Raw genomic sequence first — 11,762 nt, forward strand, 5'->3', positions numbered from 1 at the left:
CCATCTCTGGCGCCGCCATGAGCGGCGGCGGGTGGCGGAGCTTTTCCCAAACCGGGATGTCGTGATTGTTTTGCGAAACGGGCCGATTTGTAACGAAACGTGTTTCCTCGGCGCCTCGATACATTGCAGCACGGGCGGCACCGTCCGTCCGCATTGGCCCGCGATGCGGCACGGGGACGGGCGAGCGGTTTGTATCCGCGTGTATCGCACCCTTTGAAACGAGCGAACGGTTACAAATCCCGCCCACGCCGACACAGCCTCGACACAGGCGCCGGGCTCTTCTTGCCGCAACCTTCAATCAGGAAGAGAGCCATGTCGGAACAGATCGATCAGCCCCGTCGCAGTCTTCTGAGCGCCTTTGCACTGGGGGCCACGCTCGCCCCATTTGCCGCCATAGGCGGTGCCTATGCCCAGGCGCGTTCGTCGTCTCCGGCCGCCTCGTTGGCGGCAGCGCCGGGTGGGCACACGACCTTTGCCGCGCTCAAGCAGGTGAAGGCCGGCGTGCTCGATATCGGTTACGCCGAGGACGGCCCTGCCGACGGACCGCCTGTCCTGCTGCTCCATGGCTGGCCCTATGACATTCACAGCTATGTCGATGTCGCGCCGATCCTGGCCAAGGCAGGATACCGGGTGCTCGTGCCCCATCTGCGCGGCTACGGCTCGACCCGCTTCCTGTCGGCAGATACCCCGCGCAACGGGCAGCAGGGCGCGCTCGCCACCGACATCATCGCCTTCATGGACGCGCTGAAGATCGAGAAGGCCGTCATCGGCGGCTATGATTGGGGGGCACGCACCGCCGACATCGTCACAGCGCTCTGGCCCGAGCGCGTCAAGGCGCTGGTCTCGGTCAGCGGCTATCTCATCGGCAGCCAGGACGCGAACAAGCCGCCGCTGCCGCCCAAGGCCGAATTGCAATGGTGGTACCAGTTCTATTTCGCCACCGAGCGGGGGGCTGCCGGCTATGCGAAGTACACCCATGACTTCGCCCGGCTGATCTGGGAGCTTGCTTCGCCGCAGTGGAAGTTCGACGACGCCACCTTCGCGCGCTCGGCCAAGGCCTTCGACAATCCCGACCATGTCGCGATCTCGATCCACAACTACCGCTGGCGGCTCGGTCTTGCGCTGGGCGAGCCGCAGTTCGATGCGCTGGAGCAGAAGCTCGCGGCCTTCCCGAGCATCAGCGTTCCCACCATCACCATCGAGGGCGATGCCAACGGCGCTCCCCATCCGGAACCGGCAGCCTATGCAAAGCGCTTCACCGGCAAATACGAGCACCGGCTGTTCAAGGGTGGCATCGGCCATAATCCGCCGCAGGAGGCGCCGCAGGAGTTCGCCCGGGCGATCATCGATGCCGACAGGCTCTGAGATCTGAGAGATCGCACAAATGAAGCCGATATCCCTGACAACCTGTGCGGCGGCGGCCTTCGGGCCGCCGCCGTCGTTATGTTCGGTGGGTTTGCGCGAAGCGAGGCAGAGCCCAAGCCGGCCTCGCCGATCGATGGCATCACGATTCCCGACGGCTACCGGCAATGGAAGCTGGTCGCTCCGGCATTGGAGCATGAGCCGCTCAACGAACTACGTGCCGTCGTCGGCAACGAGACGGCACTGGCAACCTATCGGGCTGGGACCCCGCCTTTCCCGGACGGGTCGGTACTGGTCAAGCTGGCCTGGAAGCACATCCAGTCGCCCGAATTCGAATCCGCGCTCGTTCCCCGCATGGCAACCACCGTGCAGGTGATGGTGAAGGATTGGAAGCGCTATGCAGCGACCGGCGGCTGGGGTTTCGGCTGCTTCGTCGATCGCAAGCCTGTCGACCAGGACCAACACGAAACCTGCTGGGGCTGCGAAACGCTGGTGAAGAGTCGGGACTACGTTTTCACCCGCCTCGCACCCTGATCGCGCGGCTGCGACAGCGGCTTGCCCTTCCCGATACAATCAGAAGGCGCCCGGGCTTTGCTCCGGGCGCCTTCCTTTTGTGGCCGGCGATGCCGCATCGCCGATGCAATCACCCGAAGGTGAACGCATAGGCTTCCGCGTCGGCATCAAGGAAGCGGATCTCGAAGACGCGCCCCCGAACGTCCCCGGATTGGCGGACGAGCTGATAGAGCCGGGTCTCCGAGACGGTGCCGTTTCCGGCCGCGTCGATATCGGCTCCGCGATCGGCAGCAGGCGGCTTGCCATCGACCGTGACCCGGAACCGGACCGGCCGCCCGTTGGGTCCGGGCCGAGCATCAGATGCAGGTCACGAGCGCTGAAGCGGAAGGCGATGCCGCCGCCGGCGCGGGAGAGCCGGGCGCTCTCCGCACCGACCGTCCAGCTGCCGTCGAGCCCCCATTGATTGAGCCTGAGCTTGCCGACGCTGTAGTCGTGCGGCCGGTCGCTCGTAATCCCTTCCGGCAAGGCGAAGCCCGACGCCTTGGAATAGCCGAGATAGGCTTCCCCTGAGCGGATATTCGCCAGATCCGGCGCGGCCTGGGCGCCGGATGCCTGCGGGTTCACGAAGTTCGACGCCGCCTTGCGATGGCCGGCAGCCTCGGCGAGGAGATCCTGGATGGAGCGATCCGAGAGCGCTTCGCCGCCCTCACCAAACTGGGTGTGGCGAATCCGGCCCTGCGCATCGACGAGATAGATCGCCGGCCAGTAGCTGTTGCGAAAGGCGCGCCAGATCCTGAAATCATTGTCGACGGCGATCGGATAATCGATTCCAAACCGGGCCGCGGCCTGCCGGATGTTCTCGACCTTCTTCTCGAAGGCGAATTCCGGGGTATGGACACCGACCACGACAAGGCCCTGATCCCGATACTTCTCCGCCCAGGCGCGGACATAGGGCAAGGTGCGGATGCAATTGATGCAGGAATAGGTCCAGAAATTGACCAGCACGACCTTGCCCCGCAGCTCATCCGCATTCAGGGGAGCTGTATTGAGCCAGCTCACCGCGCCGGCGAAACCCGGAGCCGCTCCACGATCCGGCAGCATGCTGCGATAGGGCTGGGCCGCCATTCCCGCACCGCTCCGTGCATCATTCTCGGCGACGCGCAGGGCGGCTGCGCCATCATGGCCGAGCCCGTCGAGGAGGCTCTGCTCGATGCCGGTGGTGGCCGCGAAGGAAAGTCTCGTGAGCAGCCCGGTGTCGAGCCCGAAGCCGATCGCCAGCACGCTTGCCAGCACCGCGACGCCGAGGCCCTGGCGGATGCGCTCGCCGATACCCAATGCGCGCTTCACTGCAGCCAGCACCTCTCCGCCGACCCGCAGCGCGACAGTGAGCGAGGTCGCAGCGCCCGCCGCATAGGCTGCCAGCGCCAGTGCCGTTCCGGCATTGGCTCCGTGCAAGGCAGCGCCGGTCAGCACCAGACCGAGGATCGGGCCCGCACAGGGCGCCCAGAGCAGGCCGGTCGCGGCGCCGAGCAGCAGCGAGCCACCAACGGATCGTGGCCCGGTGGCTCCTTCCTTGGATAGCCGCTGTCCAAGCGCGACAAGGGGGCGGTGGAAGAATGCCGCCGCGCGCGGGGAGAGCAGGGTCACGCCGAAGACTGCCAGCAGCGCGAGCGCCACGAAACGCCCGGCCTCGTTGGCCCGCACCACCCAGCTCCCCCCGATCGCCGCCAGACTGGCAACGACCGCGAAGGTCAGGACCATGGCGGCCAGCATCGGCAGAGCGCTCCGGCTGAAGGATTGACCGGCGCGGGAGAAGACGAAGGGCAGGATCGGAAGGATGCAGGGGCTGAGGATGGTCAGCACGCCGGCAACATAAGAGGCGACGAACAGGGTCATGGCAAATCCTCTGAAAGGCGGGACCGCTGCTTGTCGCGCTCGCCGCCGTTAGGCCTGCACTCAAACGCTTGGACGTATCCCGGATGTTTTCCCCGCGGGTCGATCTGTAAGCGGATGTATCCGAGTGCTGGCAGGAGGCGCCGATAAAGGCGTGGGGATACTCGACATCGGCGAAAGGCAGCGGCCGTTCGGCCGCCGCGATGATGATCAATTGCCGGCGGTCCGCGCCGCCTGCTCGATCAGCTTCGCCACTGTTCCCGGATGGGAAACCATCACGACATGCGAGGCTCCCTTCACCACGACCGTCTCCTTCGAGCGGGCGCGACGCGCCATCCATTCCAGCGCCGCGGCGGGGATGTTCTTATCGGCGCTGCCATAGACGAACCAGAACGGGATGGTTTTCCAGGCCGGTGCGCCGGCAGGCTCCTTCAGGGCGGCTTCCGCGACCGGGCGCTGCCCCGCGGCCATCAACTTCGCTTGCGGCACCGGCACGTCGGCGGCGAACTGATCGCGGAACTTGGCTTGGTCGATGTAGAAATCGTTCCCGCCATCGGGCAGGCGCACGGGCTGAGCCAGGGCCGAGCCGAGCGTGCCGCCGGGAAACTTGCCGCTGAGCTCGATCGCGCTTTCGCCTGCGTCCGGCGCGAAGGCGGCGACGTAGACGAGCGCCTTCACATTGTCATGGCCCTTCGCGGCGCCGGAGACCACAGCCCCGCCATAGGAATGGCCGACGAGGACGACCGGCCCTTTGACGCTCGACAGAATCGTCGAGACGATATCCGCGTCGCCTTTGACACTGCGCAGGGGGTTGGCAGCTCCGATGACGGGATAGCCATCCGACCCCAGTTTCTTGATGACGCCGTTCCAGCTTCCGGAATCGGCGAAGGCGCCGTGCACTAGAACGACGGTAGGCTTCGGCTGCGCGAAAGCCGGTCCCGCCATGAGGATTGCTCCGGCGGCGAGAGCGGCAAACATTTGAGCATGGAGGGACATGTCGAAGTCCTGTGCTTCGTGACGGTCCCGCCATAGGCCAAGGAGGTGTTTCTCCAATGTGTCCGCCAACTCGCCAGATGTAAGGGAGTGTGTCCGATAGCCGATCGACACAGTCCGTTACGAAGCGATCGGCGCCGGAGCGCGGGTCGCGCATTTTTATTTTGACTTTTCGTTCCAGAATTATTATCGACTGGACATGGCACGATCCAAGGAATTCGACAGGGACCAAGCATTGACGGCCGCGATCGAGGTTTTCCGCGAGCACGGCTATGAAGGAAGCTCTGCCGGAATGCTGACCGATGCGATGATGATCGGCCGCCAAAGCCTCTACGACACCTTCGGGGACAAGTGGCGGCTCTATTGCGAAGCCGTGCGCGCCTATGCCGTAGCCGAAACGAGTGCGCATATCGCCGCTTTGAATGGCGGAGATCGCGCAATGGCAGGTATTAGGCGGATGATCGACAGGGTGGTCGGGACCGCGCCCACGCCCTGTCTTGGCGTGGGTTCGATCTGCGAATTCGGCGAGACGCGGGCCGATCTCGTCGACATCCGCACGGCCGCGAGCCGCGGCCTGCATGCGGCCATGGCCGAGACAATCCGCGCAGCTCAGGCGGAGGGCGATCTCTCCGCCGAACTGAACCCAGACGATGTCGCAACATTCCTGGTCGCCAGCATCGCAGGAATCCGGATCGCAGGCCGCAGCGGCGCCGGCGAGACGAGGCTGCGCGCCTTGGGAGCATTGGCTTTGCGGGCTCTCCGCTGACTTTTTCTTTGGCCAATTTTTGACTGATCATTCAAATAAGGAGACGACATCATGCGCGTGATCGAAATGACCGGGATCGGTGGCCCCGACGTTCTGCGCCTTGCGGAACGGGCCGACCCGCACCCCGGCCCGAACGAGGCGCTGGTCGAGATTGCGGCGGCCGGGGTCAATTTCATGGATGTCGGGGTCAGGCGGGGCATCGCCTGGACGGAGCAGCCCAACCCCAAACCCCTCGGCGTCGAGGGAGCCGGAAGGGTAGTCTCGGTCGGACCACAGGTTCGCAGCGTCAAGGCAGGCGACCGCGTCGCCTGGGTTTATGCTCCTGGCAGCTATGCCGATCGCGCGGTGATCGCTGCCGACGCACTCGTCCCGGTACCGGACGGCATCGACGACCGGACCGCTACAGCGGTGATGATGCAGGGGCTGACGGCAAGCCATTTCGCGACGGACTTCTACCCGGTGCGGCCCGGCGACACGGCGTTGGTTCACGCGGCCGCCGGAGGGCTGGGTTTGCTGCTGACCCAGATCATCAAGATGCGAGGCGGCCATGTCATCGGCCGCGTCTCGACGCAGGACAAAGTCGTCAGCGCGAAGGCCGCCGGCGCCGACCATGTCATCGTGGACCCAGCCGGAGATTTCGCAGCCGAAGTGCGGCGCCTCACAGGAGGGAAAGGCGTGAACGTGGTCTATGACGGCTCGGGACCCGCGACCTTCCAAGGCTCGATCGATTCCCTGGGCCGGAGCGGTACCCTTTGCTGGTTCGGGCCCGTGCTCGGCGGTCCCGGTCCGCTCGACATCTGAGCCTGCCGCGGAGCATCAAGATCGGCTACGCGGTCTTCTTCGACCATATCCCGACGCCTGACCTGCTGCGCGCCCGCGCTACGCGCTTGTTCGATTGGGTTGCAGAGGGCCGGCTCGATGTCCGGGTCGGAGGCACATATTCGCTGAGCGGGGCCGCGCAAGCCCATTCGGACATGGAAGGCCGCAAGACGACCGGCAAATTGCTTCTGATCCCGTGATTGAGGGAAGCAATACCGGTCGGGTGGCAGCATGCTGATTAGTAGCTGACGTTGGTGCCCTAAATGAGAGCGGACGCTACGGTTCGGGGTGGAATGTTGGCCCGAGCACCCTTGGCGTGGTGAAATTGCAGTGCCCAAACAGCGTTCGCTCCGCGAAGGATCTACCTGCATCGTTGGACGGGTGAATTTCACTCTACAGAATTGCAGCTCGGGCAATCCGTGCTCGATCGAAGACTCGTTACAAGATGAGCAGCCGGGCCCGATAAGGCCTCCTACGCTGCCCAACGTAGCCAAGTCTTTTCAAGCTCGCGAGCGGGCATCGGCCGACCGAAGAGGTAGCCCTGGCCTTCCTGGCAGCCTAGCGTGGTCAGGAGCGCGGCAACCGCCTCGGTTTCGATGCCCTCGGCGATGATCGATTTCCCCAGCGCCTTCCCCAGCTCGATGGTGGCCGCGACGATCGCGGCATTCTCGCTGCCCGACTCAAGCTTTCGAACGAAGGTCTGATCGACCTTGATGGTATCGAGCGGGAAGTCACGCAGCGAGGTCAAGCTGCCGTAACCCGTCCCGAAATCGTCGAACGCGATGTGGACACCGAGCTCGCGCAACGATCCGAGGATCGCCCTGACACGGCTGATATCGTCGAGAATGATGTCTTCCGTCACTTCGAGTTCAAGCCAGGCCGGATCGAGCCGGGTGATCTCTAGAAGGCGGGCGACCTCCATCGCAAGCGTTCCCGCCGTGAACTGGGACTGAGAGAGATTGATGCCGACGCGCAGGGGCGTTCCCCGCTGCTGCCAGATGGCAGCCTGGCGAATCGCGGTTTCAAGGACCCAGGCGGATACTCCGTCCGCGAGTGAGCTGCCGTTGATCACCGGCATGAACTCGCCGGGCGAGACGTAGCCGCGCTCTGGGTGATGCCAGCGGATCAGGGCTTCGGCGCCCACGATCGAGCGGGTCTGGAGATCCACCTGCGGCTGATAGAACAGTTCGAATTCTCCGGCTGCGAGCGCCTGGCGCAGCCGGTTTTCCAGGGCCATCCGCTTCTCGACCTCGTCTCGCATCCCCGGCGCGAAGCTGACGGCGGTCTCGGACTCCTGCCGCTGAGCCGCGGCGAGCGCGAAGCGGGCATTGCCGAGCCAGACCTCCGGATCGGCGGCCTCCTCGGAACCGGCATGGCCGAGGACGACCGGCACGCGTACCGCGCGACCCTCGGCTTCGAGCGGCTCGTTGCGGAACGTCTCGATGAGGGATGTCGCGAGATGATCGACATCGGCTTGGCTTGCCGGCAGCAGAATCGCGAATTCGTCGCTGTCGCTCCGTGACAGGATCATCCCCTGACCGAGCTTGGATCTCAGCCTGGCGGCCGCGGCGCGGATGAGCGCATCTGCGAAGGTCTGTCCTTCGAGATCCCGCATCCGGCGGAAGTGCCACAGGCTTGCAAGTATGAGCCGTCGAGGCTCGCCCCGCCCAACGGCGTCGTTAAGGGCGGCAATCAGGCTGTTGTTGTTGGGAAGGCCCGAAACGGGGTCCATTTCCGCGAGATATCGAATGCGCTCCTGCTGAAGGCGGCGCTCGGAGATATCACGCAGCACGACGCCGTACTGCCGACCGGAGGGTGTCTCCCAGACGGACCAGCTACATTCCAGCGGAAAGAGCTCGCCGTTGGCGCGCCGCCCCGTCTCCTCATGAACCTGGGCATTGATGTTCGGAAAGGCGCCGGGGACTTTTCCGGCAGTTTCGCCTGCCAGCAGCTCGGCGAATTGTAAGCTCCGCATCCGCGATGCATCGAACCCGAAAATCAGGCTCGCGGCTTCGTTAGACATCGAGATCCGGCCGTCTCGGTCGATGCAGACCAGTCCATCCGACAACGACATGGCTACATTGTTGAAGCGCTTTTCCGCCGTGAGGCGAAGCAAGCCGCGAAGGTCCACCTCCTCGACGAGCGCAATCAGCGCGTAAGCGAAAGCCGCAACATGGAGCAATGAGGTGTCTATCGCGACGGGATAGACAGACTGGATCGCAATTGCCGCTGCTTCTGCCGCGATTGCCGCAGAGATCACCGCGACTATCCTGTGCCGCGCGCGACGCCGTCTCAGCACGAACGCCACAAGGAGCGGCACGAACAGCAGTGCAAGCGAAAGCGCGAACGTGGTCGTTCGCAGGGTTCTGCCCTGCAGCATGGATTCCGCAGCAAGGACCTGCAGCAAGGCTCCGGGGATGACCTGCCCACCAGGCACCACGAAACGGTCACCGAGTTCTGCGGCCGTTCCAGCGACGATGACCTTCTTGCCACTCAGGACCGCTCCCAGATCCCCGTTCCCGCGGAGAATGTCGATATAGGGCACGCCGCGCACTGCGCTGCTGTCGATGCCGAAATCGATCCGGAAATCCGGTGTGGCAGGTTCGTGCAATCCCGCCAGCAGCGCGGCGATCGAGGGGATGAACTGGCCGTCGATCGTTGCGCCGAAATTGAAATCGCGCGCGACACCATCCCGGTCAGGCGCGACGTTGACCATGCCGAGCCAGGCATCCGCTTCGAACATGGCGAGCGGGCGGTTCACATAGCCTTGCCGAACGCTGCTCGCGCCAGAGGCGACCTGCCTGAAGATAGGCAGTATAACGCTGCCGCCAGCACCCTTGAGGGCCTCCGAGAATCTCCTGTCCTCCGCATCGATCGACCGGGCGCTGAAGTCGACGTCGAAGGCGATGTCGGTCACGCCCAGTTCGGCGAGCTTACGAACCATTTCGGCATGGAGCGACCTGGGCCAAGGCCAGCGCCCGACAGCAGCAATCGAGCGAGGGTCGATCTCGACCATGGCGATGCTGCCAGACGGCGCCCGCTTGACTACGTGAAAACGTGCATCCAGCACCGTCTCACGCAGGCGGGTATGCGCTCCAGCCAGAACGACGAGCGCCACGGCCAGGAGGGCGAACAGGTAAGACCGGAAAGGGAGCAGCAGCCCTCCAGCCTTGGCCTTCCAACCTTGTGCGGCGCCCCGGCTCCCTTGTACGGCCGCGTTCAATTCTTCTTGCCCAGGCCCAGTGCCTTGCCAATGCCATTCCCGCCGAGCAGGCCGTAGGCATTGCCGCGGCCGCGATTGTCGATGAGAGCGTCGAGGAGGCCGCTGCCGTTCTGTCCATTCTGGCCACTCTGTCCGTTCAGACCGCTTTGGCCATTCTGACCATTTTGGCCGCTCTGACCGTTCTGGCCGCCGCCTCCGAGACCGATTCCGGCCGTCGCGGCATTTGAGACAATAACGCCGGCGGCAGCAGAGCCTGAGGCCAGAGCCCCGGAAACGGCTGACCCTGACGATGCGCCATTGCCGTTCGGGCCGGCCGATCCGCTATTGTCCAGTCGGATGTCGTTGCCGCCGTTGCCGGGCTGAAGGCGGCTCGACAAGCTCTTGCTCTTCGAGCCGTCGGCGCCTTGGTTGCGCGCCATTCCGTTGGTGACCTCGCGGATGTTGAGGTGCAGTTCTCCGATCGGGGCAACGATGCGCGCGCCGCCTCCCGGCATACGGGCGATGACGGGCTGGCTGGAGCCGGGCGCGCGCGCCGACGTCGTGGGTCGAGCGTTGCTGCGAAGGGGTACCGAGCCGGCATCGGGCTTCAGCCCGCCGGCCGGGACCGAAAGCGGTTGCACGCGCGGGGCCTGCGCCGGTCCGCGCGTGACGGCGCCAAGCTCTCCGCTGCCACCCAGCTTCAGGCCGGGCGCGCCGGTACCGGACGATCGCGCGAATTGCTGCGGGTTCACCAGCGTATACTCGCCAGAACGGAAATCGGTGACCTGAACCTGGCCGCGCACGACATCGACTTTCGCCTGGCCTCCAGCGATCGAAACGCGGAAACGCGTCCCCTTCACCACCGCAGCGAGATAAGGCGTCTCGACTTCAAAATGCTGCACGTTCCGCTTTTCGACGTCCAGCATGATGGTGCCAGCCTGCTGGATGATCGTCGACAGGCCCGATCGCCCGGCCTCGGGCAGGCTGATGGCGGAATTGGGCGACACCAGGATCGTTTCCTGGCCACGTATGAGGAGAACGCGCCCGTTACGCCCGGTCCGGATGGAATCGCCCGGGCGCAATTCGGTCGTCTGCGTCAGCGAAGCGGGATGACTTGCGGAGCCTATCCAGGCCTCCCCGGACGTTTTCGCGACCTTCCAGGTGTTATTCTGCGCCGCAGCGGGCAGGACGGAGACGCAGATCAATGCGGCAGCGGCTGCGAGCCAGAATGCGAAACGGCCCGTCATGCACTCATTCCTTGAGGCGGGAAGCTTCCGTGCTGGAAGCGTAGGGAATTCCACCTAAGCACGAAGCGATGAAGAGAAACTTAGCCGCCGGCCGCGGAGCAATCCTTAATACTTACTCTTCATTAACCGTTTCCGTTCACTCCTCATTAAAGAACAGGATGGGCAGGCGGGCGTTCACGAATGATCAAAAGCTCGCGCATCAAGCGCAAAACGGCTGCCGCGATGGTCTTGTCGCAGTTCATCGCCGTGCCGGTTTGCGCGCAAGCATTGCCTCCCGCGACCCCTTTGCGACCGGCAGCCCTCGGTGTCGAGACGCAGGCGCAACGACGTGAGGCGGACGAGCGCCGCAGTCCCGTCGCGCTTCCCTCACTCGGTTCCGGAACGCAGCCTGAGGATCGGACACCGCTGTTCCGGCTCAAGAAGATCGAGCTGCAGGGCGCGACCGCGTTACCTGCCAGCGAATTGGCAGCTTCCTATCGGCCTTATCTCGATCGGGAACTATCTGCTCAGGATTTGGCCGCGATCGCGGCCGCCATAACCGCGCGATACCGCGAGGCGGGCTTTCACCTCAGCCGGGCCCTGATCCCGCCGCAGGACATGAGCTCGGGCACGCTGAAGGTAACCGTCGTAGAGGGCGTGATCGAGCAGGTCAGCGTCTCCGGGGCGGATGCCACCTTCGGGCTGCAGCGCCTTCTGGCTCCGCTCACGGAGGAGCGCCCGTCGAGCTTCGCATCCATGGAGCGCCAGCTACTCCTGATTAACGAGCGGCCAGGAATCAAGGTCGTGGACACGACGCTCGATGAGACATCGCCCGGGTCAGGTCGCTTTCACCTCGGCGTCAAGACCAAGAGCTGGCGCCTCTATGGCGCAACGGCCATCGACAACATGGGTTCCTCTTCGTCGGGCCCCTGGCAGGCATCGGGCAGCGTCGCAATCAATTCCATGTTGATACCGGGGGACAGCCTCA

The 11,762-nt window shown here is 64.5% G+C and carries 7 protein-coding genes and 2 pseudogenes (1 of these 9 only partly in view); 5 read left to right on the forward strand and 4 right to left on the reverse strand.

Annotated elements, in window-relative coordinates; genetic code table 11:
- The first annotated feature begins 312 nt into the window (after positions 1–312).
- Positions 313–1,365, forward strand: a complete 1,053-nt coding sequence (locus tag OCUBac02_RS22770; protein ID WP_173048948.1) for an alpha/beta fold hydrolase — start codon at positions 313–315, stop codon at positions 1,363–1,365.
- Between the two features lie 78 nt (positions 1,366–1,443).
- Positions 1,444–1,896, forward strand: coding sequence for a cytochrome P460 family protein (locus OCUBac02_RS22775; protein WP_173048950.1), 453 nt, complete (start codon positions 1,444–1,446; stop codon positions 1,894–1,896).
- A 109-nt stretch (positions 1,897–2,005) separates the two neighbouring features.
- Here OCUBac02_RS22775 and OCUBac02_RS22780 read toward each other — a convergent pair.
- Both OCUBac02_RS22780 and OCUBac02_RS22785 read right to left on the reverse strand, forming a co-directional pair.
- Positions 2,006–3,771, reverse strand: a pseudogene (locus tag OCUBac02_RS22780) (cytochrome c biogenesis protein DipZ).
- Between the two features lie 207 nt (positions 3,772–3,978).
- Positions 3,979–4,746 carry an alpha/beta fold hydrolase gene (locus OCUBac02_RS22785; protein ID WP_173049811.1) on the reverse strand — a complete coding sequence of 256 codons (768 nt, stop codon included), beginning with the start codon at positions 4,744–4,746 and terminating at the stop codon, positions 3,979–3,981.
- A gap of 214 nt (positions 4,747–4,960) precedes the next feature.
- Between OCUBac02_RS22785 and OCUBac02_RS22790 the strand changes: the two genes are divergently transcribed.
- Positions 4,961–5,527: a TetR/AcrR family transcriptional regulator gene (locus OCUBac02_RS22790; RefSeq protein WP_173048952.1), complete on the forward strand. Its 567-nt coding sequence runs from the start codon at positions 4,961–4,963 to the stop codon at positions 5,525–5,527.
- 51 nt (positions 5,528–5,578) lie between these two features.
- Positions 5,579–6,546, forward strand: a pseudogene (locus OCUBac02_RS22795) (quinone oxidoreductase family protein).
- Positions 6,547–6,818: 272 nt separating this feature from the next.
- Here OCUBac02_RS22795 and OCUBac02_RS22800 read toward each other — a convergent pair.
- Both OCUBac02_RS22800 and OCUBac02_RS22805 read right to left on the reverse strand, forming a co-directional pair.
- Entirely contained in the window at positions 6,819–9,569 is a 2,751-nt protein-coding gene (locus OCUBac02_RS22800) for an EAL domain-containing protein (protein ID WP_173048954.1), read from the reverse strand.
- Positions 9,566–10,795, reverse strand: a complete 1,230-nt coding sequence (locus OCUBac02_RS22805) for a FecR domain-containing protein (protein WP_173048956.1) — start codon at positions 10,793–10,795, stop codon at positions 9,566–9,568. Before OCUBac02_RS22805 ends, OCUBac02_RS22800 begins: the two co-directional genes overlap by 4 nt.
- Positions 10,796–10,975: 180 nt before the next feature.
- On the opposite strand from OCUBac02_RS22805, the gene OCUBac02_RS22810 reads away from it, so the two are divergent.
- On the forward strand, positions 10,976–11,762 hold the beginning of the coding sequence (locus tag OCUBac02_RS22810) for a ShlB/FhaC/HecB family hemolysin secretion/activation protein (protein ID WP_173048958.1). It continues 914 nt past the right edge of the window; only the first 787 of its 1,701 coding nucleotides appear in the window; the start codon lies at positions 10,976–10,978; its stop codon lies beyond the right edge, outside the window.

The sequence above is a fragment of the Bosea sp. ANAM02 genome (genome assembly GCF_011764485.1).
Lineage (GTDB): Bacteria > Pseudomonadota > Alphaproteobacteria > Rhizobiales > Beijerinckiaceae > Allobosea.

What these genes read in the sequence shown, in the direction of transcription:
- OCUBac02_RS22770 (WP_173048948.1), top strand. Translation starts at nt 313, where the DNA reads ATGTCGGAACAGATCGATCAGCCCCGTCGCAGTCTTCTGAGCGCCTTT.
- OCUBac02_RS22775 (WP_173048950.1), top strand. Translation starts at nt 1,444, where the DNA reads ATGTTCGGTGGGTTTGCGCGAAGCGAGGCAGAGCCCAAGCCGGCCTCG.
- OCUBac02_RS22785 (WP_173049811.1), bottom strand. Translation starts at nt 4,746, where the DNA reads ATGTTTGCCGCTCTCGCCGCCGGAGCAATCCTCATGGCGGGACCGGCT.
- OCUBac02_RS22790 (WP_173048952.1), top strand. Translation starts at nt 4,961, where the DNA reads ATGGCACGATCCAAGGAATTCGACAGGGACCAAGCATTGACGGCCGCG.
- OCUBac02_RS22805 (WP_173048956.1), bottom strand. Translation starts at nt 10,795, where the DNA reads ATGACGGGCCGTTTCGCATTCTGGCTCGCAGCCGCTGCCGCATTGATC.